This window comes from Variovorax sp. AB1(2024) (assembly GCF_037482385.2).
GTDB lineage: Bacteria > Pseudomonadota > Gammaproteobacteria > Burkholderiales > Burkholderiaceae_C > Variovorax.
In genome coordinates this window covers 3,447,117-3,471,947 of sequence record NZ_JBBHKP020000001.1, presented here as the reverse complement: position 1 = coordinate 3,471,947, position 24,831 = coordinate 3,447,117, and the positions used below count along the sequence as shown (strand labels likewise).

At 66.9% G+C, this 24,831-nt stretch carries 27 protein-coding genes; 17 read left to right on the top strand and 10 right to left on the bottom strand.

Annotated elements, in window-relative coordinates; translation table 11 throughout:
• Positions 1–4: 4 nt before the first annotated feature.
• Positions 5–850: an alpha/beta hydrolase gene (locus WIX39_RS16230; protein ID WP_409195390.1), complete on the top strand. Its 846-nt coding sequence runs from the start codon at positions 5–7 to the stop codon at positions 848–850.
• Here WIX39_RS16230 and WIX39_RS16225 read toward each other — a convergent pair.
• The 7 genes from WIX39_RS16225 to icd form a co-directional block, all read right to left on the bottom strand.
• Positions 803–1,399, bottom strand: a complete 597-nt coding sequence (locus WIX39_RS16225) for a GNAT family N-acetyltransferase (RefSeq protein WP_409195389.1) — start codon at positions 1,397–1,399, stop codon at positions 803–805. The genes WIX39_RS16230 and WIX39_RS16225 overlap by 48 nt on opposite strands.
• Before the next feature lie 73 nt (positions 1,400–1,472).
• A complete protein-coding gene (locus tag WIX39_RS16220; RefSeq protein ID WP_409195388.1) occupies positions 1,473–2,201 on the bottom strand; it encodes a CatB-related O-acetyltransferase in 729 nt (242 codons plus the stop codon).
• Positions 2,202–2,242: 41 nt separating this feature from the next.
• The gene (sbcB, locus tag WIX39_RS16215) at positions 2,243–3,682 is read right to left on the bottom strand and encodes an exodeoxyribonuclease I (protein WP_106934670.1); all 1,440 of its coding nucleotides are present in this window, start codon (positions 3,680–3,682) and stop codon (positions 2,243–2,245) included.
• Positions 3,683–5,128: a cardiolipin synthase gene (gene cls / locus WIX39_RS16210; RefSeq protein WP_106934671.1), complete on the bottom strand. Its 1,446-nt coding sequence runs from the start codon at positions 5,126–5,128 to the stop codon at positions 3,683–3,685. It abuts the gene before it with no gap.
• A gap of 116 nt (positions 5,129–5,244) precedes the next feature.
• Positions 5,245–7,566, bottom strand: coding sequence for an ATP-dependent Clp protease ATP-binding subunit ClpA (gene clpA / locus WIX39_RS16205; RefSeq protein WP_106934672.1), 2,322 nt, complete (start codon positions 7,564–7,566; stop codon positions 5,245–5,247).
• Positions 7,567–7,633: 67 nt separating this feature from the next.
• Complete coding sequence (gene clpS / locus WIX39_RS16200) at positions 7,634–7,993, bottom strand: ATP-dependent Clp protease adapter ClpS (RefSeq protein WP_042674481.1); 360 nt, start codon at positions 7,991–7,993, stop codon at positions 7,634–7,636.
• A 241-nt stretch (positions 7,994–8,234) separates the two neighbouring features.
• A complete protein-coding gene (gene icd, locus WIX39_RS16195) occupies positions 8,235–9,494 on the bottom strand; it encodes an NADP-dependent isocitrate dehydrogenase (protein WP_081270366.1) in 1,260 nt (419 codons plus the stop codon).
• A gap of 220 nt (positions 9,495–9,714) precedes the next feature.
• Here icd and WIX39_RS16190 point away from each other — a divergent pair, with 220 nt between their 5' ends.
• The 3 genes from WIX39_RS16190 to WIX39_RS16180 all read left to right on the top strand — a co-directional run bounded on the left by WIX39_RS16190 (position 9,715) and on the right by WIX39_RS16180 (position 10,944).
• Positions 9,715–10,038 (top strand): cell envelope biogenesis protein TolA, encoded by a 324-nt coding sequence (locus WIX39_RS16190; RefSeq protein WP_081270367.1) that lies wholly within the window; start codon positions 9,715–9,717, stop codon positions 10,036–10,038.
• Between the two features lie 154 nt (positions 10,039–10,192).
• Positions 10,193–10,384, top strand: coding sequence for a hypothetical protein (locus tag WIX39_RS16185; protein WP_081270368.1), 192 nt, complete (start codon positions 10,193–10,195; stop codon positions 10,382–10,384).
• A 101-nt stretch (positions 10,385–10,485) separates the two neighbouring features.
• Positions 10,486–10,944: a DUF192 domain-containing protein gene (locus WIX39_RS16180; RefSeq protein WP_409195387.1), complete on the top strand. Its 459-nt coding sequence runs from the start codon at positions 10,486–10,488 to the stop codon at positions 10,942–10,944.
• A 70-nt stretch (positions 10,945–11,014) separates the two neighbouring features.
• Here WIX39_RS16180 and WIX39_RS16175 read toward each other — a convergent pair whose 3' ends face one another.
• Positions 11,015–11,596 (bottom strand): Fe-Mn family superoxide dismutase, encoded by a 582-nt coding sequence (locus tag WIX39_RS16175; RefSeq protein WP_081270370.1) that lies wholly within the window; start codon positions 11,594–11,596, stop codon positions 11,015–11,017.
• 49 nt (positions 11,597–11,645) lie between these two features.
• The gene (gene xseA / locus WIX39_RS16170) at positions 11,646–12,959 is read right to left on the bottom strand and encodes an exodeoxyribonuclease VII large subunit (protein WP_409195386.1); all 1,314 of its coding nucleotides are present in this window, start codon (positions 12,957–12,959) and stop codon (positions 11,646–11,648) included.
• Positions 12,960–13,272: 313 nt separating this feature from the next.
• On the opposite strand from xseA, the gene WIX39_RS16165 reads away from it, so the two are divergent.
• From WIX39_RS16165 to adk, 6 genes are all read left to right on the top strand, one after another.
• A complete protein-coding gene (locus WIX39_RS16165; RefSeq protein ID WP_081270371.1) occupies positions 13,273–13,905 on the top strand; it encodes a MotA/TolQ/ExbB proton channel family protein in 633 nt (210 codons plus the stop codon).
• A 19-nt stretch (positions 13,906–13,924) separates the two neighbouring features.
• Positions 13,925–14,350, top strand: a complete 426-nt coding sequence (locus WIX39_RS16160) for an ExbD/TolR family protein (protein WP_409196347.1) — start codon at positions 13,925–13,927, stop codon at positions 14,348–14,350.
• On the top strand, positions 14,351–15,376 hold the full coding sequence (lpxK, locus tag WIX39_RS16155) for a tetraacyldisaccharide 4'-kinase (RefSeq protein ID WP_409195385.1): 1,026 nt from the start codon (positions 14,351–14,353) through the stop codon (positions 15,374–15,376).
• Positions 15,357–15,539, top strand: coding sequence for a Trm112 family protein (locus tag WIX39_RS16150; RefSeq protein ID WP_007836935.1), 183 nt, complete (start codon positions 15,357–15,359; stop codon positions 15,537–15,539). The genes lpxK and WIX39_RS16150 overlap by 20 nt, the downstream gene beginning before the upstream one ends.
• Positions 15,536–16,309, top strand: a complete 774-nt coding sequence (kdsB, locus tag WIX39_RS16145) for a 3-deoxy-manno-octulosonate cytidylyltransferase (RefSeq protein WP_409195384.1) — start codon at positions 15,536–15,538, stop codon at positions 16,307–16,309. The genes WIX39_RS16150 and kdsB overlap by 4 nt, the downstream gene beginning before the upstream one ends.
• 138 nt (positions 16,310–16,447) lie before the next feature.
• On the top strand, positions 16,448–17,104 hold the full coding sequence (gene adk, locus WIX39_RS16140; protein ID WP_081270374.1) for an adenylate kinase: 657 nt from the start codon (positions 16,448–16,450) through the stop codon (positions 17,102–17,104).
• A gap of 34 nt (positions 17,105–17,138) precedes the next feature.
• Here the strand turns inward: adk and WIX39_RS16135 are convergent, their stop codons facing one another.
• Positions 17,139–18,101, bottom strand: coding sequence for an asparaginase (locus WIX39_RS16135; RefSeq protein ID WP_409195383.1), 963 nt, complete (start codon positions 18,099–18,101; stop codon positions 17,139–17,141).
• Between the two features lie 73 nt (positions 18,102–18,174).
• Between WIX39_RS16135 and lexA the strand changes: the two genes are divergently transcribed.
• The 7 genes from lexA to WIX39_RS16100 all read left to right on the top strand — a co-directional run bounded on the left by lexA (position 18,175) and on the right by WIX39_RS16100 (position 24,826).
• Entirely contained in the window at positions 18,175–18,858 is a 684-nt protein-coding gene (gene lexA, locus WIX39_RS16130; protein WP_013541704.1) for a transcriptional repressor LexA, read from the top strand.
• Positions 18,859–18,987: 129 nt separating this feature from the next.
• Positions 18,988–19,350: a hypothetical protein gene (locus tag WIX39_RS16125; RefSeq protein ID WP_409195382.1), complete on the top strand. Its 363-nt coding sequence runs from the start codon at positions 18,988–18,990 to the stop codon at positions 19,348–19,350.
• A 90-nt stretch (positions 19,351–19,440) separates the two neighbouring features.
• On the top strand, positions 19,441–20,448 hold the full coding sequence (locus WIX39_RS16120) for a D-2-hydroxyacid dehydrogenase family protein (RefSeq protein ID WP_409195381.1): 1,008 nt from the start codon (positions 19,441–19,443) through the stop codon (positions 20,446–20,448).
• Positions 20,445–21,602 (top strand): MFS transporter, encoded by a 1,158-nt coding sequence (locus WIX39_RS16115; protein ID WP_409195380.1) that lies wholly within the window; start codon positions 20,445–20,447, stop codon positions 21,600–21,602. The genes WIX39_RS16120 and WIX39_RS16115 overlap by 4 nt, the downstream gene beginning before the upstream one ends.
• A gap of 131 nt (positions 21,603–21,733) precedes the next feature.
• A complete protein-coding gene (locus tag WIX39_RS16110) occupies positions 21,734–23,254 on the top strand; it encodes a 3-hydroxyacyl-CoA dehydrogenase (protein ID WP_409195379.1) in 1,521 nt (506 codons plus the stop codon).
• Positions 23,255–23,265: 11 nt separating this feature from the next.
• Positions 23,266–24,045, top strand: a complete 780-nt coding sequence (locus tag WIX39_RS16105) for an oxepin-CoA hydrolase, alternative type (RefSeq protein ID WP_081270380.1) — start codon at positions 23,266–23,268, stop codon at positions 24,043–24,045.
• A 61-nt stretch (positions 24,046–24,106) separates the two neighbouring features.
• A complete protein-coding gene (locus WIX39_RS16100) occupies positions 24,107–24,826 on the top strand; it encodes a Crp/Fnr family transcriptional regulator (protein WP_081270381.1) in 720 nt (239 codons plus the stop codon).
• The last annotated feature ends 5 nt before the right edge of the window (positions 24,827–24,831 follow it).

Below are 24,831 nucleotides of genomic sequence, written 5' to 3'. Positions count from 1 at the left end.
TCCCATGAAGCGCTTTCTGCCGTACTGCATCGCCTGGTTGCTGGCACTGGCGCTTGCCCCCGCATTGGCGCAGCCCGACGTTCGCCGGCTGGCCGACCTGCCCTACGGCCCCGACGCGGCGCAGCGCATGGACTTGTACCTGCCGCCGAACGCGCACGGTGCGCCGGTGCTCGTGATGGTCCACGGCGGCGCCTGGATGTTCGGCAAGAAAGACGCCGCCTCGGTGGTGGATCTCAAGGTCGATCACTGGGTGCGTGCGCAGGGCTACATCCTGGTGTCGGTGGCCTACCGCTTCGTGCCGCAGGTCGATGTGATGCAGCAGGCGCAGGACGTGGCGCGTGCGGTGGCCGCGGTGCAGGCCGGCGCGGCTTCATGGGGCGGCGACGCGGGCCGGCTCGTGCTCATGGGACATTCGGCGGGCGCGCACCTGGTCGCGCTGCTGAGCGCGTCGCCCGGCATCGCGCGGCAACAGGGCGCGCAGCCCTGGCTGGGCGCCATCGCGCTCGACAGCGCCGCGCTCGACACCGCGGCCCTGATGCAGCGGCGCCACCTGCCCTTCTACGACCGCGTGTTCGGCAGCGACCCGGCCTTCTGGCGCAGCGTGTCGCCGACCGATGCGCTGGCGCCCGGCGCGCCGCCGATGCTGCTGGTGTGCTCGACGCAACGCCGCGACGGCTCCTGCACGCAGGCCGCTCAGTTCGCGGCACGCGTCACGGCCACGGGCGCACGCGCGCAGGTGCTACCTGAAGACCTGTCTCACGCGCAGATCAACGCCGAACTCGGCCTGCCCGGCGCCTACACCTCAGCGGTGGACGCCTTCATTGCCTCGGTCGACCGGCGGCCTCGCTGAGGCGGGCGCCGCCAGGTCGCACCACATGTGGACCTTGCCGAGCAGTTCGCCATCGACGTCGATGGCCAGCGGCTCCACGCCGAAGGTGCGGAAGCCGCAGTCTTCGTAGAGTTTTTGCGCCGCGTCGTTGCCTTCGGTGACGGTGAGCTGCACCAGCCGCAGCCCGTCGCGGGCCCGCGCGTGGTCGAGCAAGGCGAGCACCAGCCGGCGGCCGAAGCCCGAACGGCGCGCCGACGCTGCCACGGTCATGCCGAACAGGGTGGCCTTGTGGCGCTCCCGGTTTCGCACGCCGAAGGCGAGCCCCGCCGCGCCTGCCAGCATGCCGGTGTCATCGAATGCACCGTAGACCACGCTGGCCTCCGTCGCATCAGCAATGGCGCCGAGCCGCTCTTCCCACCAGCTCAGCGGCAGGCCTTTGCGCTCCTCAACGGTGGAAGTGAAGGCGCTGGGGTGGCTGGCATAGGCATCCAGCATCACGGCACGGTAGGCCGCCGCATCGGAGACCGTGAGCCGGCGGACGAGGTTTCTATCTTTGTCGGAAGCGGACACAGGTGGATTGCCTTTCATGCAGCACCACGCGCTTCGACGGTTCGCGCCCCCGCTTCGCCCGATGCGCCGCGCATCATTCCACCCGCACCACGAGCGGCCGCGCCTGGCCTTCCTCGGCCGGGGTGCCGTGCTCCAGCACGCGCCAGCCCGGGCTCCAGCGCACCACCCGCCCTTCGGCCACGGCGGCTTCGAGCAGGGTCTGCGCCTCTTCGGGCTTGCGCCAGTCGAGCGTGAGGTGGCGCAGGTCCCAGTCCCACCACGGGCAGGCCTGGATGCGTTCGATGAGCGCGTCGGAAAAGCGGCGGCGGATCATGCGCGCGGGCACACCGCCCATCACGGCGAACGGCGGCACGTCCCTGGTCACGACCGAGCCCGCTCCGATGATCGCGCCGTCGCCGATGGTCAGGCCGCTCTTCATGCTCACGCGCGAGCCGATCCACACGTCGTTGCCGATCACGGTCCGTTCGAGCTGCGGGTACTCGTGCGTGGACACATGGCTGAACGGCGGCGGAAAGAACGGCTGGTGCGACACCGGGTGCGTCGTCAGCCAGTCCGACGGGTGCTGGGTCAGCACGTTCAGGTTGTCGCCGACCGAGCAGTAGCGCCCCATGCGGAACTGGTGCAGCTGCACCAGCGGCGCGACGTAGGAGTACGCCCCCATCGACACGCCGTGGGTATGCACGTTCACGAACAGCCGCACCGGCGGCTCGAAGCGAAACGGCAGCGCCACCATCGCGCCGGTGGCGAGGAACAGGCCGTATTCCTCCAGGGCGGCAGACAGCTCGGGATTGATTTGCAGCATGGTTCGTTCGTTCTTCCGTTCGATCGGCCTGCGGGCCTCGGTCAGGCTTCCGGCGCGATCGCCTCTGCGTATTCGTAGAGGGCGCCGAGGATCTCCTCGCCGCGCTCGTCGGCGTTCTCGGAGAGCGCATCGACCTCGCTGAACAGCATCTCGATGGTGCGCGCCCCGCCCTCGCCCTTGAAGAGCTTTGCCACGCGCAAGGCTTCCCAGCGCTCGTTCTCTTCTTCGCTCAGCAGCTCGGGCCAGTTGCGCGCGCGGTAGCGGAACAGGATCTCGTCGAGCCGGCCGTCGTCGAAGCCGGTGCGGTCCTTGGCCAGCTCCTCGGGCGACAGGCTGCGCAGCTGGTTCAGGCGGCGGCGGTCTGCGTTGCCGACGAAACCGCCGTAGAGGTCTTCGTCGACATCGGGTGTTTCTTCCTTCGGGCGGGCATAGACCTTCGACCAGATGGCGCTCATGTCGGGCAGGTCGCGCGCGATGGCGGCGTGGCGCATGGCTGCATCGAGGTCGACACCCCAGCGATCGGCCATGGGCGGCGCCAGCGTGCGCAGGTTGCCGACCACCATCGGCGACTTGTTCAGGTGGATGCCCTTCACGGGCAGGCGCACCACGCCCTCGGGCAGGTCGGCCGTGCGGGTGAACAGGCGCAGGCGAAGGGTGTCGGCGTCGATGTCGCGCAGCTCGCTCGGGTCGTGGGCCAGGTCCCAGGCCAGCAGTTCGTTCTTGTTGGTCGGATGGCTCGCCAGCGGCCACATCACGGCCAGGCAGCCGCGCTCGACCGGGAACATGCCCGAGACGTGCAGGAAGGGCTTGGCGGTCTCGCGCATGGCGGGCAGCCCCAGCTCGACGGCCACGCGGTCTTTCCTGTGCAGGCCGAAGGCGAAGTCGAACAGCTTGGGCTGCCTGTCGCGGATCAGCCGGGCCAGCGCGATGGTGGCGCGCACGTCGGAGAGCGCGTCGTGCGCCGACTCGTGCAGCAGGCCGTTGGCGCGCGCCAGGTCTTCGAGCTTGAAGCTGGGCTTGCCGTCTTCCTTCTTCGGCCATTCGATGCCGTCGGGGCGCAGCGCGTAGGTGAGGCGCACCACGTCGAGCAGGTCCCAGCGGCCGCAGTCGTTCTGCCATTCGCGCGCATAGGGGTCGATCAGGTTGCGCCAGAACAGGAATCGCGTGACCTCGTCGTCGAAACGGATGGTGTTGTAGCCGACGCCGATGGTGCCCGGCTGCGAGAAGGCGCGCTCGATGTGGCCGGCGAATTCATGCTCGGGAATGCCGCGCTCCAGGCACACCTGCGGCGTGATGCCGGTGATCAGGCAGGCCTCGGGGCTGGGCAGGTAGTCCGGCGCGGGCTTGCAGTAGATCATCAGCGGCTCGCCGACTTCGTTGAGCTCGGCATCGGTGCGGATGGCCGCGAACTGCGAGGGGCGGTCGCGGCGCGGCACCGCGCCGAAGGTTTCGTAGTCGTGCCAGAGAAAGGTGTGGTTCATTCAGAGCAAGGGTGAAAACAGGCGCGCAATCGCATCGCCGAGGCGGCGCCAGAAGCCCAGGCGCCGGTTGGCGCGCACCGCGCCGGAACTGTGCAGGTCGGTCTCGAACTGCGCCGCCAGCGGGCCGGCCAGTTCCGGACCATAGACCACGGCGCAGACCTCGAAGTTGAGCCGGAAGCTGCGGTTGTCGAAATTCGCGGTGCCGATCATCGCGCAATGGTCGTCGACCACCAAGGTCTTGGAATGCAGCATGCGGGCCTTGTACTCCCACACCTTCACGCCGGCGGCGATGAGCTCGTCGAAGTAGGAGCGCGCGGCGGCGCTCACGATGGCCGAGTCGCTGCGGCGCGGCACCAGCAGGCGCACGTCGACGCCGCGCAGCGCGGCGCTGGTGAGCGCCATGAGCGCGGGCTCGCCGGGCACGAAATACGGCGTGGTCAGCCAGGCCCGGTGCGTGGCCGAATGGATGGCTTCGACGTGCATGCGGTGGATGGCTTCGAGCGCGTTGTCGGGGCCGCTGGTGACGATCTGCACGGGAATGTTGCCGGCCTCGAGCTGCGGGAGCATCGCGTCCAGGGCGTCGTCCATGCCGCGCGGGTCTTCGCCGGTGGCGTAGGTCCAGTCCTCGAGGAAGGTGGTCTGCAGCCAGCGCACCGCGCTGCCCTCGATGCGCAGGTGCACGTCGTGGTAGGCGTCGGGGTTGGTGCGCTTGTCTTCCTCGTCGGTGATGTTCACGCCGCCCGTGAAGCCGACCCGGCCGTCGCACACCACGATCTTGCGGTGGGTGCGGTAGTTGGTCACCGGGCGCAGGCGGCGGCCGATCTTGGTGTCGTGGAACAGCGCCACCTTCACGCCGGCATCGTGCAGCGGCGCCATGAACTTGCGGCCGATGCGCTTGGAACCGAGCGCATCGATCAGCAGGCGCACCGTCACGCCCTGCCTTGCGCGCTCGACCAGCAGGTCGCGCAGCGCGGTGCCGATCCTGTCGGGCTCGAAGATGTAGTACTCGAGGTGGATGTGGTTCCGAGCGGCACGCACCGCCTCGAAGATCGCGTCGAAGGTGCGCGCGCCGCCCGAGAGCAGCTCGACGCCGCCCGCGCTCGACACCGGCAGGCCGCAGGTGGCCATGCCCAGCCTGGCCATCTGCTGGAGCGCGGGCGGCGCATTGTGTGCCGCGTCGCGCAGCCGGGCCACATCGGCCTGGGCGGAGGCGCCGGCACGGCTGCGCAGGCGCTTGAGCCGCTGCTTGCGCAGGCGCTGCGGCCCGAGGAAGTAATAGACGACGAAGCCCGCGAACGGCAGCAGCGCCAGCGACAGGATCCAGCTCATGGTGGACACCGGCGCGCGCTTCTGCATCACGATCCAGACCGACAGCACGGCGATGTAGCCGCTCCATGCGAGGGAGAGGCCGGTTTTCCATTCGGGACTGAGGACGGGGAGGATCAAGGCTTCAAACGGTGGATGGATGCACGCGCCCAAAGAAAAAGGCCGGCAGCGCGATGCTACCGGCCTTTGGAGGCTGTTCCGTGGCCTCATCGGCCACGGATTGCCTGCTGGGGTTGTCAGCCTGCGGCGGTTTCCTCGGCCTCGGGCTTGGACTTGCCTTCCTTCTTGGGAAGCGGCTGGATGTCGAGCAGCACTTCGTCCTTGTCGTCGAGGTCGACTTCGAGGCGGCCACCGTCGGTCAGGCGACCGAACAGCAGCTCGTCTGCCAGTGCACGACGGATCGTGTCCTGGATCAGGCGCTGCATCGGGCGGGCGCCCATCAGCGGATCGAAGCCCTTCTTCGCCAGGTGCTTGCGCAGCTTGTCGCTGAACGTGACTTCCACCTTCTTCTCGCTGAGCTGGGTTTCCAGTTGCAGCAGGAACTTGTCGACCACGCGCAGGATGATGTTCTCGTCCAGTGCCTTGAAGTTGACGATGGCGTCCAGCCGGTTGCGGAACTCGGGCGAGAACAGGCGCTTGATGTCGCCCATCTCGTCGCCCGCCTGGCGCGGGTTGGTGAAGCCGATGGTCGCCTTGTTCATGGTCTCGGCACCCGCGTTCGTCGTCATGATGATGATGACGTTGCGGAAGTCGGCCTTGCGCCCGTTGTTGTCCGTCAGCGTGCCGTGGTCCATGACCTGCAGCAGCACGTTGAAGATGTCCGGGTGCGCCTTCTCGATTTCGTCGAGCAGCAGCACAGCGTGCGGCTTCTTCGTGACGGCCTCGGTCAGCAGGCCACCCTGGTCGAAACCGACGTAGCCCGGAGGCGCACCGATCAGGCGGCTCACCGCATGGCGCTCCATGTACTCCGACATGTCGAAGCGGATCAGCTCGATGCCCATGATGTAGGCGAGCTGCTTTGCGGCTTCGGTCTTGCCGACGCCCGTGGGGCCGGAGAACAGGAACGAGCCGATCGGCTTGTCGCCCTTGCCCAGGCCCGAACGCGCCATCTTGACCGCCGAGGCGAGCACTTCGAGCGCCTTGTCCTGGCCGAACACCACGCTCTTGAGGTCGCGCTCGATGGTCTGCAGCTTGCTGCGGTCGTCGTTGCTGACGTTGGCCGGGGGAATGCGCGCGATCTTCGCCACGATTTCCTCGACCTCGGTCTTGCTGATGGTCTTCTTGCGCTTGCTCGGCGGCAGGATGCGCTGGGCGGCACCGGCTTCGTCGATGACGTCGATCGCCTTGTCGGGCAGGTGACGGTCATTGATGTACTTGGCGCTGAGCTCGGCCGCGGCCTGCAGGGCCGCCACCGCGTACTTCACGCCGTGGTGTTCCTCGAAGCGCGACTTCAGGCCCTTCAGGATGTCGACGGTTTCCTGCACCGACGGCTCGACCACGTCGACCTTCTGGAAGCGACGCGACAGCGCCGCGTCTTTTTCGAAGATGCCGCGGTATTCGGTGAAGGTGGTTGCGCCGATGCACTTGAGCTGTCCGCTGGAGAGCGCCGGCTTGAGCAGGTTCGACGCATCGAGCGTGCCGCCCGAAGCCGCGCCCGCACCGATCAGCGTGTGGATCTCGTCGATGAACAGGATGGCGTTCGGCTTGTCCTTGAGCGACTTGAGCACGCCCTTCAGGCGCTGTTCGAAGTCACCGCGGTACTTGGTGCCGGCCAGCAGCGCGCCCATGTCGAGCGAAAACACGTTCGACTCGGCCAGGATTTCCGGCACGTCGCCCTGCGTGATGCGCCATGCGAGCCCCTCGGCGATGGCGGTCTTGCCCACGCCGGCCTCGCCGACGAGCAGCGGGTTGTTCTTGCGCCGGCGGCACAGGATCTGGATGACGCGCTCGACCTCGTACTCGCGGCCGATCAGCGGGTCGATCTTGCCGTCCTTGGCGAGCTGGTTGAGGTTCTGGGTGAACTGCTCGAGCGGCGATGCCTTCTCGTTGCGTTCGCCGCCGCCCTCTTCGCCCTCGCTCGAAGGCGCTTCGCCCGCGCCCTTGACGGCTTCCGGCGGGTCGCTCTTCTTGATGCCGTGGGCGATGAAGTTGACCACGTCGAGGCGGGTCACGCCCTGCTGGTGGAGGTAGTAGACAGCGTGCGAGTCCTTCTCACCGAAGATCGCGACCAGCACGTTGGCGCCGGTGACTTCCTTCTTGCCGTTGCCGGTGGACTGCACATGCATGATGGCGCGCTGGATGACGCGCTGGAAACCCAGGGTCGGCTGGGTGTCGACATCGTCGGTACCCGCCACCTGTGGCGTGTTGTCCTTGATGAAGTTGGTGAGCGACGCCCGAAGGTCGTCGACGTTGGCCGAGCAGGCGCGCAGAACTTCCGCGGCGCTCGGGTTGTCCAGCAAAGCGAGCAGCAAATGCTCCACGGTGATGAACTCGTGGCGCTGCTGCCGGGCCTCGACGAAGGCCATGTGCAAGCTGACTTCCAGTTCCTGGGCAATCATGTGATTTCCTTTTGCCTTGCTGTAAATAAGTTCTCAGATGGGTTGGAGCTTGCGCAATTCAACAGGTTCACGCAACAGGTTCGCTGACACATTGCAGCGGATGCCCTGCTTGCTGAGCGGCCTCCATCACCTGATTGACCTTGGTAGCCGCCATGTCGCGGGAATAGACCCCACAGACACCGCGGCCATCGAGGTGGATCTTGAGCATGATCTGGGTCGCGGTTTCGCGGTCCTTGCTGAAGTATTCCTGCAGCACGACGATCACGAACTCCATTGGCGTGTAGTCGTCGTTCAGCATCACCACCTGGTACATCTGGGGCGGCGCTGTTTTCTGCGGCCGGCGCTCCAGGACGACCGAATCTCCGTCATCCCCGGCCGGTTTCTGGGCCGGCGGGGTGCTGGGAGTTTTGGGAATTCTCGTTGCCATGAAAAAGATTCTATAGAGCGTGCAAGCACCGTGCCGGCGCATGAAGACTTGGTGGCGCATATTCGACAAATCAAGGGGCTTGCGCCGTGTGCGACAGCCCGGCAGGCATAAAAAATGGCACGCTGCTCGTCTTTCCTGATGTTTCCTGTATATCGCAAAGAAAAAGCCCCTGGATTCCTTTCGAAGATCCAAGGGCCCGACTGCCGTGTGCGCGAGGCCACGGCCAGCGCTTCTTGCGCAATTACATGTTGTCGATCATGACCTGGCCGAAACCGGAGCAGCTCACCTGCGTGGCGCCGTCCATCAGTCGCGCGAAGTCGTAGGTGACCTTCTTGCTGGCGATCGACTTCTCCATCGAGCTGATGATCAGGTCGGCGGCTTCGGTCCAGCCCATGTGGCGCAGCATCATTTCGGCCGAGAGGATCTCGGAGCCGGGGTTGACGTAGTCCTTGCCCGCGTACTTGGGCGCCGTGCCATGCGTGGCCTCGAACATCGCGACGGTGTCGCTCAGGTTCGCGCCCGGGGCGATGCCGATGCCGCCGACCTGCGCAGCCAGGGCGTCGGACACGTAGTCGCCGTTGAGGTTGAGTGTGGCAATCACGCTGTACTCCGCGGGGCGCAGAAGGATCTGCTGCAGGAACGCGTCGGCAATGCTGTCCTTGACGGTGATGTCCTTGCCCGTCTTCGGATTCTTGAACTTCATCCACGGGCCGCCGTCGATCAGCTCGGCACCGAACTCTTTGGCGGCGAGGTTGTAGGCCCAGTCACGGAAGCCACCCTCGGTGAACTTCATGATGTTGCCCTTGTGGACGATGGTCACGCTGGGCTTGTCGTTGTCGATGGCGTACTGCAGCGCCTTGCGCACCAGGCGTTCGGTGCCTTCGATCGACACGGGCTTGACGCCGATGCCCGAGGTGTTCGGGAAACGGATCTTCTTGACGCCCATTTCGTCCTGCAGGAACTTGATGAGCTTCCTGGCCTTGTCGCTCTCGGCTTCGAACTCGATGCCCGCATAGATGTCTTCCGAGTTCTCGCGGAAGATCACCATGTTGGTCTTGTGCGGCTCGCGCACCGGGCTGGGCACACCCTCGAAATAGCGGATGGGGCGCAGGCAGACGTAGAGGTCGAGCTCCTGGCGCAGCGCGACGTTGAGCGAGCGGATGCCGCCGCCGACCGGCGTGGTGAGCGGGCCCTTGATGGAGATGACGTACTCGCGCACGGCCTGCAGCGTTTCTTCGGGCAGCCAGACGTCGGGGCCGTAGACCTTGGTCGACTTCTCGCCGGCGTAGACCTCCATCCAGTGGATCTTCTTCTTGCCGCCGTAGGCCTTGGCCACCGCGGCGTCCACTACCTTGAGCATCACCGGCGTGATGTCCAGTCCGGTCCCGTCGCCTTCGATGAAGGGGATGATCGGTTGGTCAGGCACATTGAGGGAGTTGTCAGCATTGACCGAGATCTTCTGGCCTTCGGTCGGGACTTTGATGTGCTGATAGCTGGACATGAGGGGGTTGGGCTCCGGGGGAGTGGCGTAATTTTGACGAGTGTCAGCGAATTCAGACAGCCGTGAGGAATCGCTTACAGGACGTGAACAAATCGCTGTACATTTTAGACGCAACCCATCAGCGAGGGTTTGTCAACCATCAGGCCAATGGCCTCGTTAGTGTCTGACCTTCTGCTCGCCGGGAGGCGTTTCCAATCAATTCTCGAATAGAGGAATCTCAATGAGCAAAATTCTCGCAGTCATGATCGCCGGCCTGTTTGCAGCTGGCGCTTACGCCCAAAACCCGGCTGGCACCACGCCCGAACAAGGGAACGCCACGAACAGCAAGTCGCAGCAACGTGCCGAAGCCAAGAAGGCTGCAAAGCCCGCCGGCCAAGTCAAGGCTGCTGCTGGCGACGAAGCCAAGACCCCCGAAGGCGGCGCCATCGGTGGCGACAAGGCTGCAGCTTCCGGCGAGAAGCGTGCTGAAACCCGCGACCAGCGTCGTCGCAACAAGGACGGCAGCGTCAAGCGCAAGTCGACCCAAGGCGGCACCCCGAAGTAATTCGGCAAGCCCACGAAAAAGGAGCGCTCTTCGGAGCGCTTTTTTTTCGCCCGCATCGGTCTCGTTGCTGTCAACCGCGCGGAACGGCCTTCGTTGAATGTCTACCTTCCGCAGGGAGGGCAATCCAGATCAACGAATTTCAAAGGATATCCTCATGAACAAGCTGCTCGCAGCCCTGGTCGCCGGTCTCTTCGCCGTCGGCGCTTTCGCTCAACAAGCCGAACCCACCACGGCCGCTCCCGCAGCCAAGGTCGCCAAGCATGCTTCCGCCAAGAAGCACGCAGCCAAGAAGCACAAGGTTCGCCACGTCGCCAAGGCCCACACGGCCGCTTCCAAGAAGGTGTAAGCTTTCAAGCTCACCGGCAATGCCCGCATCAGCGGGCATTTTCATTTGCATATCTGGTTGAGGCCGGACCTGCACGGTTCCCGCCCTGAAAGAGTCGTCCGATGTTCCAGCGTCTAGCCGCCCTGCTCCTCGTATCCGCGTCCTTCATGATGACGGCGCATGCCCAGCAGCAACCCCAGACCGATCTGCCGCGCACCCAGTTGTCGGTCGGCCTGTACAAGATCGATGCGCAGATTGCGCAGACCCCCCTGCAGCGCGAGATCGGCTTGATGTTCCGCAAGGAGATGCCGCAAGCCGAAGGCATGATCTTCGTGTTCGAGCAGCCTGCCACGCAGTGCTTCTGGATGCGCAACACGATCCTGCCGCTGACCGCCGCCTTCGTGGCCGACGACGGCCGCATCGTGAACCTGGTCGACATGCAGCCCATGACCGAGAACTCGCACTGCTCTCTGGAGCCGGTGCGCTACGTGCTTGAGATGAATCAAGGCTGGTTCGCCAAGAAGAACATCAAGAAGGGTGCAAACCTCGGCGGAGAACTGTTCACAGCCAACAAGCGCTGAGTTCTTGCTGGCTTGAGCCCACAAAAAAAGCCGACCCGCGGGTCGGCTTTCTTCATTGGAAGACCTAGGCTCAGCCGAAGTTCTTCTCTGCGAATTCCCAGTTGGCCAGCTTGGCCAGGAAGGTTTCGACGAACTTCGGGCGCAGGTTGCGGTAGTCGATGTAGTAGGCGTGTTCCCAGACGTCCACCGTCAGCAGCGCGGTGTCCGCGGTGGTCAGCGGCGTGCCGGCGGCGCCGGTGTTCACGATGTCCACCGAACCGTCGGCCTTCTTCACCAGCCACGTCCAGCCCGAGCCGAAGTTGCCCACGGCCGACTTCACGAAGGCTTCCTTGAAGGCGTCGTAGCTGCCCCACTTGGCTTCGATGGCCTTGGCCAGCGCGCCGCCGGGAGCGCCGCCGCCTTGCGGCTTCATGCAGTTCCAGAAGAAGGTGTGGTTCCAGATCTGGGCTGCGTTGTTGTAGATGCCGCCGCTGGATTTCTTGACGATCTCCTCGAGCGTCATCGCTTCGAATTCGGTGCCCTTCTGCAGGTTGTTGAGGTTCACCACGTAGGCGTTGTGGTGCTTGCCGTAGTGGTACTCGAGGGTTTCCTTCGAATACTCGGGTGCCAGTGCGTCGAGTGCGTACGGCAGGGGTGGGAGCACATGTTCCATGGTTTTTTCTCGTGGGTTGGTTGTGGGAATCGTGGATTCTAGGAATTAATCATTGAGGTCGCGTCGGACGTGTTCCCGTGACACCGCCCGGAGAGACGGTCATGTCGACCTCTCCGTCGGCGAGCCTTGCAACGACCGCGTCGCCCGGTGCCAATTGCTTCGCGCTCACGACCGCGCGTCCGTCGGCATCGGTGAGCCAGGCGTAGCCGCGTTGCAGGACCAATGCCGGGTCGAGCAGCCTCAGCCGCAGCGCCATGCGTTCCAGCCGGTCATGGCGTTGCGTCATCGCTCTTTCGAGCTTCTGGGGAAAGCCCGCGGCCACGGCGCGCGGCGCATGCGCCAGGCGCTCGCGCCTCGATCGCATCGCGTATTGGAGGCGCTGTGCATGGTGCGCCAGCCGCAGTTGCTGGCGCGCCACGAGGTTCGACGGACGCCCGAGCCGCCCCGCCGCCTGGTCGAGCCGCTGTCCGAGCACATCCAGGCGACCGCCGAGGGAATCGTCGAGCCGCTCTTCGAGCAGGTCGAGTGCGCCCAGCCACAGGTCACGCGGCGCGCTGACGAGTTCAGCCGCCGCGGTCGGCGTGGGCGCGCGCAGGTCGGCGCAGAAATCGGCGATGGTGAAGTCGGTCTCGTGTCCCACGCCGCTGACCACGGGCACCGGGCTCTGCACGATCGTGCGCGCCAGGGTCTCGTCGTTGAACGCCCACAGGTCTTCGATCGACCCGCCCCCGCGCACCAGCAGGATCACGTCGACCGCCGGCTCGAGCGCGTAGAGCGAGTTCAGCGCGCGAACGAGTTCACCCGGCGCGTTCGCTCCCTGCACGGCGGCGGGCGCCAGCACCACCGGAATGTGCGGTACGCGGCGCCGCAGCGCCGTCACGACGTCGTGCAGCGCAGCCGCGCCGAGCGACGTGACAACGCCCACCGAACGCGGCATGGCGGGCAAGGCACGCTTGCGCGCCGGATCGAACAGTCCCTCGGCCTCCAGACGCGCCTTGCGCTGCATGAACTGCTCGAACAGGGCACCCTGCCCCGCGCGCCGCAAGCTCTCCACGACGAGTTGCAGATCGCCACGCGGCTCGTACACAGCGAGCCGGCCGCGCACCTCGACCTGGTCGCCGTCGCGGGGCGAAAAATCGAGCAGGCCGGCAGCGCGACGAAACATCGCACAGCGCAGTTGGCCCGATTCGTCCTTGAGGGCGAAGTAACAATGTCCACTTGAGGCGCGGGAAAAACCCGAGATTTCGCCGCGCACCGTCACCGGGTTGAAACGCGCGTCGAGCGCTTCGGCAACCGCATGGCACAACGCGCCGACAGCCCAGACGCGCGGCCCTGGCGCGGAATTCATGTCACGCAAGCTCACGAAGTGCACGCTCGGCCAGATGCCACTCTTCCACAACGCGCGGCCCGCCCCCTAGCGCCAGCCCCCAATGCGGGACAGGTGCACGGTTTTCCGTGCAAGCCATTGATTTCATTGAAAAAAGTGCTGCTCAAAATTCAGTCGTTCTAGCGAAAAGCCCATTCCATGCGGGTTCGGACACGTTGCGCAGCAGGTTAGTCACAAAGTTATCCACAGAATCTGTGCGTCCTTGCCGACACCAAAACAAGGCGCGTGCCGATGGTGGGCTCAGTGGATAATCGCCGCGCATTTGCAGTCTACGGGCCGGAGGATTTACTTGTTTTCCATCATAGTTGCCGCGGGTTGGCCGATCTGGCCATTGCTCGCTTGTTCGGTCATTGCGCTCGCGCTGGTTATAGAACGTTTCACGAGTCTGAAGACCGTGAGGGTACTGCCGCCGAAGCTGCTCGACGAAACCATCACGGTGTCTCAGGGAGCCATTCCCGGCCCCGACGTGGTGACCAAGCTCGAACGCAACTCGATGCTCGGCCAGGTGCTCGCCGCCGGCCTGCGCGCGCTGAACGCCAACCCCCGCTGCACCGAAGACGACCTGCGCGCCGCCATGGAGGCCTCCGGCCGCACCGTGGCGCACAAGCTGGAGCGCTACCTGCCGGCACTGGCCACCATCGCTTCCGCCGCCCCGCTGCTGGGCCTGCTGGGCACGGTGATCGGCATGATCGAGATCTTCGGCTCGCAGTCGCCCGGCAGCGGCGCCGTCGGCTCGGGCAACCCGGCGCAACTGGCGCACGGCATCTCGATCGCGCTGTACAACACGGCGTTCGGCCTGATCGTGGCGATTCCGACGCTCATTTTCTGGCGCTATTTCCGCAGCCGGGTCGACGAATACCTGCTGAACCTCGAGTTGTCGGGCGAGCGCTTCGCCCGCCATCTGAACGCCCTGCGCAAGTGACGCCATGACCCGAGGCCGCATGCAGTTCCGCCACGGTGCGCGCGACGAGCCGGAGATCAACCTGATTCCGTTCATCGACGTGCTCTTGGTGATCCTGATCTTCCTGATGCTGTCGACCACATACAGCAAGTTCACCGAAATGCAGCTTCGGCTGCCGACCGCGGACGTCGACGCGCAGCGCGACTATCCGAAGGAAGTGATCGTGGCGGTGTCGGCCGACGGCCGCTATTCGATCAACAAGACGCCCCTGGCCGACCGCAATGTCGATGCCGTGGCCGCCGCGCTCGCCGCCGCGGCCACCGGCGGCAAGGACAGCGTGGTGATCATCAGCGCCGACGCGACCAGCCCGCACCAGGCCGTCGTCACGGTGATGGAGGCAGCACGCCGCGCCGGCCTGATGCAGATCACCTTCGCAGCCCAGTCGACGGCGCAAGCCGGGCGCTGAGTGCCGTCCGAAGGCCGCAGCAGCACGCAGGCGCCCGCCGCCTCGCGACTGCAGGAAGCGTGGCTGCGCCGCGGCCTGCTGGCCTGCCTGCTGCGGCCGCTATCGCTGCTCTATGCAGCTCTCTTCGCCGTTCGGGGATGGCTCTATCGGCTCGGGTGGCTTAGGTCGGAGCGCGTGCCCGTGCCGGTGATCGTCGTCGGCAACGTGATCGCGGGCGGCGCCGGCAAGACGCCCGTGGTGATGGCGGTGGTGCGCCATCTGCGTGCGCGCGGCATCCAGGTGGGCGTGGTGTCCCGTGGCTACGGCCGGCGCACCGACGACTGCCGTGAAGCGACGGCCGACAGCGATCCCCGCGACGTCGGCGACGAGCCCGCCCTGATTCACCACGCCACGAAGGCCCCCGTGTTCGTCGCGCGCAGGCGCATCGAGGCGGCCCTTGCGCTGCTGGAGCGGCATCCCGGCACACAAGTCATCGTCAGCGACGACGGGCTGCAACACCTGGCGCTCGGCCGCGACATCGAGATCTGCGTGTTCGACGACCGCGGCATCGGCAACGGCTGGCGCCTGCCGGCGGGCCCGCTGCGCGAGGCGTGGCCACGCCGCTGCGACCTGGTGCTGCACAGCGGCGAACACCCCGCATTCGCAGGCGGCTACACCGCCACGCGGCGCCTTGCGGACTACGCCCTCACGAGCGAGGGGCAGCGCGTGCCGTTGAGCACGCTGGCAGGCAAACCGGTGACCGCGCTCGCGGCCATCGCGCGCCCGGAGGCCTTCTTCGCCATGCTCCGGGGCCGCGGCCTCACGCTCGCCGAAACCATCGCGCTGCCCGACCACTACGACTTCGACGCCTGGCAACACCCGGCCGGTGCTGGCGGCCCTCTCGTCTGCACCGAAAAAGACGCGATCAAGCTGTGGCAAAAGGCACCCGACGCACTGGCGGTGCCACTGCTCTTCGCACCCGCTCCGGAATTCTTCACCGCGCTCGACGCAAAGCTATCATCGCTCGATGGATACCAAGCTGCTTGAACTGCTCGTCTGCCCCGTCACCAAGGGTCCGTTGACCTGGAACCCCGAAAAGCAGGAGCTCTGCTCGCGCAGCGCGCGCCTGGCCTACCCGGTGCGCGACGGCATTCCCGTGCTGCTGGAAAACGAGGCACGCACGCTTTCCGACGAAGAGCTCGGGCTGTGAGCTTCACGGTCCTGGTGCCGGCGCGCCTGGCGTCGACAAGGCTCCCCAACAAGCCCCTGGCCGACATCGCCGGCGTGCCGATGGTGGTGCGCGTGGCCCGGCGCGCCAGCGAGTCCGGTGCCGTGCGCGTGGTGGTGGCCGGCGACGACGTCTCGATCATCGATGCCTGCAAGGCGCACGGCGTCGATGCGATCCTGACCCGCCAGGACCACCCCAGCGGCACCGACCGGCTGGCCGAGGCCTGCGAGCAGCTCGGCCTCGATGGCGACGACATCGTCGTCAACGTGCAGGGCGACGAGCCCCTGATCGACCCGGCGCTGATCGATGCCGTGGCCTCCACGCTGGCCACCCATGCGGAGGCCGCCATGAGCACCGCGGCCCACGAGATCGATTCGCCGGCCGACTTCATGAATCCGAACGTGGTGAAGGCCGTGCTCGATGCACAGGGCAACGCCATGTACTTCAGCCGTGCGCCCATCCCCTGGTGGCGCGACGGTTCCGCCAACGGCGCCGCGCCCACGGTGCTGCCCACGCCAGCCCCCCTGCGCCACATCGGCATCTACGGCTACCGCGCAGGCTTCGTGCGCAAGTTTCCGTCGCTGCCGCCTTCGCCCGTCGAGGCGACCGAGGCGCTCGAGCAGTTGCGGGCGCTGTGGCACGGACACCGCATCGCCGTCCACGTGAGCCACGTGGCGCCCGGCCCGGGCATCGACACGCCCGAAGACCTGGCGCGCGTGCGCGCGGTCTTCGCCGCCGGCCCGACGGCCTGAGGAGCTCGACGTGCCTGTCGGGGCAGCGACAAATCCCGGGGAGCACGCGTGCTATCCTCGAAGCAACTCCGCCCTGCCCAAAGCCCCTGAAGCCGACGCCTGGCGCGACACAAAATCTAAGAACCGTCCGAGGACACCATGAGACTAATTTTGCTGGGCGCGCCCGGGGCGGGCAAAGGCACGCAAGCGGCCTTCATTTGCCAGAAGTACAGCATCCCCCAAATCTCGACCGGCGACATGCTGCGCGCCGCCGTCAAGGCCGGCACGCCGCTCGGGCTGCAGGCCAAGGCCGTCATGGATGCGGGTGCACTGGTCAGCGACGACCTGATCATCAATCTCGTGAAGGAACGCATCGCCCAGGCCGATTGCGCCAGCGGCTTCCTGTTCGACGGCTTCCCCCGCACCATTCCGCAAGCCGACGCCATGAAGGCGGCGGGCGTCAAGCTCGACTACGTGCTCGAGATCGACGTGCCCTTCGGCGACATCATCGAGCGCATGAGCGGCCGCCGCTCGCATCCGGCTTCGGGCCGCACCTACCACGTCAAGTTCAACCCGCCCAAGGTGGAAGGCAAGGACGACGTCACCGGCGAAGACCTGATCCAGCGCGAGGACGACAAGGAAGAAACCGTGCGCAAGCGGCTCGACGTGTACAGCCAGCAGACGCGTCCGCTGGTCGACTACTACTCGGCCTGGGCCAAGACCGACCCGGCCGCCGCGCCGAAGTACCGCGCCATCAAGGGCGTGGGCACGGTCGATGAAATCACCCAGCGCGCACTCGCAGCGCTGAGCAGCTGATTGCCGGCCGCCCTCCGTCAGGGCGGCCACCACCTCACCCGAGCAACTCGAGCATCAGCGCGATGCGCGCCTTCACCGGCGTGAGCGTGCCCGCGTCCCGCAGGCGGTCATCGGCTTTCGGCAGGATGCGCCCGTTCATGCAGCGCGTCGCGCGAACCACCGCCACGCCCGCCTCCTGCGCCTTCAGCGCAGCCGCTTCGAGCGCGTGATGCAGCGTGCCGTTGCCGGTGGCGGCCAGCACCAGTCCACGGACCGGTTCGGCGTTGCCGGGCTGCAGCAGCGCCTCGACGACCGCACCGCTCGCGCCGGCATGGCTCATGACGATCTCCACGCGAGGCCACTGGACGGCGGCCGCCTCGAAGATCTTCGAAGCCGGCAGCGCCCCGCCCTCGGGCCACGCCCTCACGCGGCGCACTTCACCTTCTTCCACATAGCCAACCACGCCTGCATCGCCTGATGCGAAGGCATCGAGTCTGTAGGTGTGGACTTTCTGCACGTCGGCGCCACTGTGGATCGCGCCGGCGCACACCACGGTCACACCCCTCGCACCCGCTGCCAGAGCCACGCCGATGGCATCGCGCACGTTCTGCGGACCATCGGGCGACAGCGCGCTCGCCGGGCGCATGGCGCAGGTCAGCACCACAGGCTTCGCGCACGCCAGTACGGAATGCAGGAAGAAGGCCGTCTCCTCCAGCGTGTCGGTGCCGTGCGTAACCACCACGCCCGCCACGTCGGGCTCGGCCAGCCAGTGCGCGCAGCGCTGCGCGAGCTTTTGCCAGGTCTCGAAGGACATGTCCTTGCTGTCCAGTTGCGCGACCTGCTCCGCCACCAGCGTCACGCCCTGGGGCGCCTCGATGCCGCCCAGAAGGTCCGCTACGCCTACCTGCCCGGCCGTGTAGCCGATGTTGTCGCCGCTGCTGGCGGCCTTGCCGGCAATGGTGCCGCCGGTGCCCAGCACGACCACGCGGCGCAGTTCAGGCGAGGGGAAATCGGGCATGTCTTGTCAACTTTTTAAAACTGGTTAAAAATACAGGTACTGGATATCTAGCCAGTGCCGCAAGGAACCACATATGCAGTTCGCCGTGAAGCTTACAGCCCGCCAGCAGCAGATCCTGGACTTGATCCAGAGCGCCATCGCCCGAACCGGCGCGCCACCCACGCGCGCCGAAATCGCCAATGAACTCGGGTTCAAGTCGGCCAACGCGGCCGAAGAGCACCTGCAGGCATTGGCCCGCAAAGGTGTCATCGAACTCGTCAGCGGCACCTCGCGCGGCATCCGCCTCAAGGGCGACGCCCTGCGCTCGCTGAACGAAACGCGTCACCGCGAAGGCGGCCAGTTCTCGCTCTCGCTGCCCGGCATGGCGCAACTGGCGCTGCCGCTCATCGGCCGGGTCGCCGCGGGCTCGCCCATCCTGGCGCAAGAGCACGTCGACCAGACCTACTACGTCGAGAACACACTGTTCCAGCGCCAGCCCGACTACCTGCTCAAGGTGCGCGGCATGTCCATGCGCGATGCCGGCATCATGGACGGCGACCTGCTCGCCGTGCAGGCCACCAAGGAAGCGCGCAACGGCCAGATCGTGGTGGCGCGCCTGGGCGACGAGGTCACCGTCAAGCGCCTGAAGCGCAACAAGCAGGTCATCGAGCTGCACGCCGAGAACCCCGACTACCCGACCATCATCGTCCAGCCCGGCGAGCCCTTTGAGATCGAAGGCCTCGCCGTGGGCCTCATCCGCAACACCATGCTGATGTAGGCCTGCTGGCAGCAGCACTCACCCGGCCGCGACAGGTGGCGGGCGTATGGCGCGAAGTCGCCATCACCCTGTCGCGGCCGATTCAAGAAATCCTGCCTGTGTTCAACCTCATACTTTTTTGGAGTTCACATGGGAATCGCCCTCCTCGCCATCGCTGATTTCTGGATGCCGCTGCAATCGCTCGCCAACCGTTTGATTCCGGCACGCCGCCCTCATCGCCACGCCCCGCTCGACCACAGCGAGAGTTCCGCCGGCCTGCGCTATGTCGCGGTGCGACCCTCTTGCGGCGCGACGCCACCGGCGGCTGCAGCCACCGCGCCGGCGCGCCCGTTGCGCGTGGTGCGCGTGGTCGACGGAAAGGGCCAGCAGCGCAGCAACCGTGTCGTGATCTCCGGCCGCATGGACGACGTGTGCGCGGAGCTCGACCGTCTGGCGGCCCTCGAAGCGGCCGAAGCCATGGTCACCGCGCCCCGCTCCACACGCCTGCACTGAGGCGCGGCCCCCTGGGAGAGCCCGTCGGCAGTGGGTATCCAAACGTTCGGGGGTGCGACATCCCAATGCTGCGAGGCACAATGGCACGCCATGAATATTGTGATCCTCGACGACTATCAGGACGCCGTGCGCAAACTGCGCTGCGCCACCAAGCTGGACGCGTACGCAGCCAAGGTCTACACCAACACGGTCAAGGGCATCGGGCAACTCTCGGTTCGCCTCAAGGACGCCGACGTGATCGTGCTGATTCGCGAGCGCACACAGATCTCCCGGCAGCTCATCGAGAAGCTGCCCAAGCTCAAGCTCATTTCGCAAACGGGTCGCGTCGCGGGCCACATCGACGTGGCGGCCTGCACCGAGCGCGGCATCGCCGTGGCGGAAGGCTCTGGCTCCCCCCAGGCACCTGCCGAGCTCACCTGGGCGCTCATCATGGCCGCCATGCGCCGGCTGCCGCAATACATCAGCAACCTCAAGCACGGGGCGTGGCAGCAGTCGGGCCTCAAGTCGGCCTCGATGCCACCCAATTTCGGGCTGGGCTCGGTGCTTAAGGGCAAGACGCTCTGCATCTGGGGCTACGGCCGCATCGGCCAGCTGGTCGCGCGCTACGGGCAGGCCTTCGGCATGCAGGTCGTGATCTGGGGGCGTGAAGCCAGCTGCGCCAAGGCCCGCTCCGACGGCTTCCAGGTGGCGCAGAACCGCCAGGAGTTCTTTGCAGCCGCCGACGTGCTGTCGGTCCACCTGCGGCTCAACGACGAAACCAACGGTCTCATCACGCTCGAGGATCTCTCGCGCATGAAGCCGACGGCGCTGTTCGTCAACACCTCGCGTGCCGAGCTGGTCGAGGCCGACGCGCTGCTCGCGGCGCTCAACCGTGGCCGCCCCGGGCTGGCCGCCATCGACGTGTTCGAGAGCGAGCCGCCGCTGCAGGGCCACGCGCTGCTGCGGCTGGAGAACTGCATCTGCACCCCGCACATCGGCTATGTCGAGCAGGAGAGCTACGAGAGCTACTTCGGCCAGGCCTTCGACAACGTCGTGAGCTACATCAACGGCAATCCCACGAACATCGTGAATCCCGGCGCGCTGCAGGTTCGCCGGTGAGCCGGCCCGCGCCCAAGGGTGCGCTCTGGGCGCTGCTGGTCGGCAACTTCGTGATCGGCACGGGCGTGATGGTCGTGCCCGGCACGCTCAATGAAATCAGCGCTTCGCTGGCCATTTCGGTCGCCACCGCAGGCCAGTTGATCACCGCCGCGGCGGCGGTGATGTGCATCGGCGCGCCGCTGCTGGCCGCCGCCGTCGCGGGGTGGGACCGCCGCCAGCTGCTCGCGCTCACCCTGCTCTGGTATGCGGCGGGCCACGCTCTCGCGGCGCTCATGCCGAGCTTCGGCGCGCTGCTGCCGGTACGCATGCTCACGGTGATCGCGCCGGCCATCTTCACGCCCCAGGCCGCAGCCTGCGCCGGCCTGCTGGTACCGCCCGAGCAGCGCGGGCGCGCCGTCACCTTCGTGTTCCTGGGCTGGTCGATGGCCTCGGTGCTGGGCCTGCCCATCGGCGCGCTGATCGGCGGGCACCTGGGCTGGCGCATGGCCTTCGTGGCGGTTGCGCTGCTCAGCGTCGTGAGCGCGGCATCGATCTGGCTCACCCTGCCCGCCGGCATTCGCCCGGCGGCACTCACAGCCGCCGCCTGGTCGCGTGTGCTGCGCAGTCCGGTGCTGATGGGCATCGTGGCGGTGACGGCGCTGCAGGGTGCCGGGCAGTTCGTGCTGTTCAGCTATTTCGGCCCCATCCTCAAGCAGAGCTTCGGTGCGGACGCCACCACGCTGAGCGTGATGTGGGCCCTGTTCGGCGCCTGCGGGCTCATCGGCAACATGGTGGTCAGCCGCTTCATCGACCGCGTCGGGGCCGGGCGCATGGTGCTGGTCACTACCTCGCTGATCGCGCTGAGCCTGCTCTTGTGGCCGACCGCTTCCACGCTCGCCTGGCTGGCCGTGCTGCTGGTGCCCTGGGGGTTGGGCTGCTTCGCCACCAATTCGGCCCAGCAGGCCCGCTTGGTGGGCCTGGCGCCGGCCCTCGCGCCGGGCTCGGTGGCGCTCAACAGCTCCGGCATCTATACAGGCCAGGCCGTGGGCGCTGCGCTCGGCGGCTGGCTGCTGGCGCACGACGCGGCGGCCTGGATGAGCTGGGTCGGTTTCGGCGTCATGCTGGTGGCCATCTCGCTCAGCACCGCCATCAACCGCAGCCGCCGCCCGGCCTGAAATCGCGCCCCCGCGTAAAACCCGTCACGCCCCGCCCGCGCGCAACTGCAAAATCGCAGGTGACGACAGCGCTTGCGTCGACGCCTGCGCGGCAGGCCGGATACCCCTCAACCAGCGAAAATCTTCAGCAAATGACAGTGAACTACACCCGAATCGGCGTCATAGGCGCCGGCGCCATGGGTCGCGGCATCGCGCAGATCGCCGCCCAGGCAGGCAGCGAAGTGCTGCTGCTCGACAGCTTCGCGGGCGCCGCGGAGCGCGGCCGCGAAGCCCTCGCCGCCCAATGGAACAAGCTGCACGAAAAAGGCAAGATCGACGCCGCCGCGCGCGACGCGTACGTCGCCCGCGTCAGGGCGGTCGATTCGATCCAGGCGCTCGCCGGCTGCGACCTGGTGGTCGAGGCCGTGGTCGAAGACCTGGAAGTCAAGCGCAAGCTGTTCCGCGAACTCGAAGGCGTGGTGGCCGAGAGCGCCACGCTGGTCACCAACACCTCTTCGCTGTCGGTGACGGCCATTGCGGCCGGGCTCGCCCGCCCCGAGCGCGTTGCGGGCTTCCACTTCTTCAATCCCGTGCCGCTCATGAAGGTGGTCGAGGTGGTGGCTGGCTTCAAGACCGCCCCCGCGGTCTGCGCGCAGCTGGCGGGCTACGCCAGGCAGATGGGCCACAGCGCCGTGCAGGCGCAGGACACCCCCGGCTTCATCGTCAACCACGCGGGCCGCGGCTACGGCACCGAGGCGCTGCGCATCGTCAGCGAAGGCGTGGCCGATTTCGCCACCATCGACCGCATCCTCAAGGACCAGGCGGGCTTTCGCCTCGGCCCGTTCGAGCTGCTGGACCTGACGGCGCTCGACGTGTCGCACCCGGTGATGGAGTCGATCTACCACCAGTACTTCGAGGAACCGCGCTTCCGCCCGAGCGTGATCACCGCGCAGCGCCTGGCCGCCGGCGCGCTGGGCCGCAAGACGGGCGAAGGCTTCTACCGCTACGCCGACGGCGTGATGCAGCAGGTGCCCGAGACCCCCGCGCCCGTGGTCGACGGCACGCCGTCGGTGTGGGTGTCGCCACGCGCGGCGCGCCGCGCCGAACTCCTGCGCCTGGTGAACACGCTGGGCGCGCAGATCGACAGCGGCGCCGCGCCCGCGCCGCATTCGCTGATCCTGGTGGCACCGCTGGGCTTCGACGTGACCACGGTCGCCGCCGTCGAGCGCCTGGACGCCACGCGCACCATCGGCATCGACATGCTGATCGACGACGCCGCCACCAAGCGCCGCGTGCTCGCCACCAATCCGGCCACGCGCCGCGACATCCGCGACGCCGCGCACGCCCTCTTCGCGCGCGACGGCAAGGCGGTGAGCGTGATCCGCGACAGCGGCGGCTTCGTCACGCAGCGCGTGATCGGCACCATCGTCAACATCGCAGCCGACATGTGCCAGCAGCGCGTGTGCACGCCGGCCGACCTCGAGACCGCGGTGCAGCTGGGCCTGGGCTACCCGCGCGGCCCGCTGGCCATGGGCAACCTCTACGGCCCGACCAACATGCTCGAGGTGCTGTTCAACCTGCAGACGGTGTATGGCGATCCGCGCTATCGCCCGAGCCCGTGGCTGCGCCGCCGCGGCGCGCTGGGCCTGAGCCTGCTGCACGAAGAAGAATAAGCAGGCAAACCATGACCGCCGAACTCAAGAGCACCAGCGAAGGCAGCACCATGGTGCTGACCATCTCCAACCCGACCCAGCGCAATGCGCTGGGCCCCGAGATCTACGCCGCCGGCATCGAGGCGCTCAACGGCGCCGAGGGCAGCGCGGAGATCCGCAGCGTCGTCATCGTGGGCGAAGGCGAATGGTTCTGTGCCGGCGGCTCGCTGCAGCGGCTGCTGGCCAACCGCCAGCTCGACCGCTCGGTGCAGGCCGAGAGCATCGAGGGGCTGCACAACTGGATCGACTCGATCCGCACCTTCCCCAAGCCGATCATCGCGGCGGTCGAGGGTGCCGCCGCCGGTGCCGGCTTCTCGCTGGCGCTGGCCTGCGACTTCGTGGTGGCGGCGCGCGACGCCATCTTCGCGGCCTCCTACAGCAACGTGGCGCTGTCGCCCGACGGCGGCCTGAGCTGGCACCTGGGGCAGCAGCTGCCGCGCCAGCTGGCGAGCGAATGGCTCATGAACGGCGAGCGCATCGGCGCGCCGCGCCTGCATGCGCTGGGCATGGTGAACGAGCTGACCGAAAACGGCCAGGCGCTGGCCGGCGCGCTGGCACTGGCGGGCAAGCTCAACACCCGGGCGCCCAACTCGCTGGCCAGCATCAAGGAACTGCTGAGCGACGCGCGCGGCGCCACGCTGGCTTCGCAGCTCTCGCAGGAGCGCGACCACTTCGTGCGCAACCTGCACCATCCGAACGCGGGCATCGGCATTGCCGCGTTCCTCGAGAAGAAGCCGCCGCAGTACGAGTGACCGCGCGCTGCGTCGCTCCCGTGACACCCATCAGCTTTTCAGTCGCCGAGAGGACAGACCAATGGACGACCCCATTCTTACTATCGAAGAACGTGAAGCGATCAACAGTGGTCGCTGGTTTTCTTCCCTATCTCCATCGCTACGGCACGACATCCTCCGATGTGCTTTCGTCAAACGCTACAAGGACGGCGACCTGATCGCCGCCCGCGGCGACCCGCCCGATCACTGGATCGCCTGCGCCAAGGGCGCGGTGCGCGTCAGCTCGACGGCGGTCTCCGGCAAGCAGGTGACGCTGACCTACGTGGAGCCGGGCATCTGGTTCGGCGACGTGGCGATGTTCGACGGGGACCGGCGCACGCACGACACCTACTCGCACGGCGACAGCACCATTCTTTGCGTGGCGCGCGCCGATTTCCAGAAGATCCTGGCGTCGCACGTGGAGCTGTACGAAGCGCTGATGCGGCTGCAGGCGCGCCGCATCCGCACGCTGTTCGGGCTGGTGGAAGACCTCAACACCCTGCCCCTGCGGGCGCGGCTGGCCAAGCAGCTCATCCACCTGGTGCGCAGCTACGGCGTGCCCAACCTGGACGACGGCAGCCAGATGCGCATCGGCCTGCAGCTGGCGCAGGAAGAACTGGCGCAGCTGCTGGGCGCATCGCGCCAGCGGGTCAACCAGGAACTCAAGACGATGGAGCGCGAGGGCACCATCCGGATCGAGCCGGGCGGCCTGGTCGTGCTGGATCGCGCGGCCTTGATGCGCGTCTCGGAAGCTGAAAGCTAGAACAA

What these genes read in the sequence shown, in the direction of transcription:
- WIX39_RS16230 (WP_409195390.1), top strand. Translation starts at nt 5, where the DNA reads ATGAAGCGCTTTCTGCCGTACTGCATCGCCTGGTTGCTGGCACTGGCG.
- WIX39_RS16220 (WP_409195388.1), bottom strand. Translation starts at nt 2,201, where the DNA reads ATGCTGCAAATCAATCCCGAGCTGTCTGCCGCCCTGGAGGAATACGGC.
- sbcB (WP_106934670.1), bottom strand. Translation starts at nt 3,682, where the DNA reads ATGAACCACACCTTTCTCTGGCACGACTACGAAACCTTCGGCGCGGTG.
- clpA (WP_106934672.1), bottom strand. Translation starts at nt 7,566, where the DNA reads ATGATTGCCCAGGAACTGGAAGTCAGCTTGCACATGGCCTTCGTCGAG.
- clpS (WP_042674481.1), bottom strand. Translation starts at nt 7,993, where the DNA reads ATGGCAACGAGAATTCCCAAAACTCCCAGCACCCCGCCGGCCCAGAAA.
- icd (WP_081270366.1), bottom strand. Translation starts at nt 9,494, where the DNA reads ATGTCCAGCTATCAGCACATCAAAGTCCCGACCGAAGGCCAGAAGATC.
- WIX39_RS16190 (WP_081270367.1), top strand. Translation starts at nt 9,715, where the DNA reads ATGAGCAAAATTCTCGCAGTCATGATCGCCGGCCTGTTTGCAGCTGGC.
- WIX39_RS16185 (WP_081270368.1), top strand. Translation starts at nt 10,193, where the DNA reads ATGAACAAGCTGCTCGCAGCCCTGGTCGCCGGTCTCTTCGCCGTCGGC.
- WIX39_RS16180 (WP_409195387.1), top strand. Translation starts at nt 10,486, where the DNA reads ATGTTCCAGCGTCTAGCCGCCCTGCTCCTCGTATCCGCGTCCTTCATG.
- WIX39_RS16175 (WP_081270370.1), bottom strand. Translation starts at nt 11,596, where the DNA reads ATGGAACATGTGCTCCCACCCCTGCCGTACGCACTCGACGCACTGGCA.
- WIX39_RS16160 (WP_409196347.1), top strand. Translation starts at nt 13,925, where the DNA reads ATGCAGTTCCGCCACGGTGCGCGCGACGAGCCGGAGATCAACCTGATT.
- WIX39_RS16150 (WP_007836935.1), top strand. Translation starts at nt 15,357, where the DNA reads ATGGATACCAAGCTGCTTGAACTGCTCGTCTGCCCCGTCACCAAGGGT.
- adk (WP_081270374.1), top strand. Translation starts at nt 16,448, where the DNA reads ATGAGACTAATTTTGCTGGGCGCGCCCGGGGCGGGCAAAGGCACGCAA.
- WIX39_RS16135 (WP_409195383.1), bottom strand. Translation starts at nt 18,101, where the DNA reads ATGCCCGATTTCCCCTCGCCTGAACTGCGCCGCGTGGTCGTGCTGGGC.
- lexA (WP_013541704.1), top strand. Translation starts at nt 18,175, where the DNA reads ATGCAGTTCGCCGTGAAGCTTACAGCCCGCCAGCAGCAGATCCTGGAC.
- WIX39_RS16125 (WP_409195382.1), top strand. Translation starts at nt 18,988, where the DNA reads ATGGGAATCGCCCTCCTCGCCATCGCTGATTTCTGGATGCCGCTGCAA.
- WIX39_RS16120 (WP_409195381.1), top strand. Translation starts at nt 19,441, where the DNA reads ATGAATATTGTGATCCTCGACGACTATCAGGACGCCGTGCGCAAACTG.
- WIX39_RS16110 (WP_409195379.1), top strand. Translation starts at nt 21,734, where the DNA reads ATGACAGTGAACTACACCCGAATCGGCGTCATAGGCGCCGGCGCCATG.
- WIX39_RS16105 (WP_081270380.1), top strand. Translation starts at nt 23,266, where the DNA reads ATGACCGCCGAACTCAAGAGCACCAGCGAAGGCAGCACCATGGTGCTG.
- WIX39_RS16100 (WP_081270381.1), top strand. Translation starts at nt 24,107, where the DNA reads ATGGACGACCCCATTCTTACTATCGAAGAACGTGAAGCGATCAACAGT.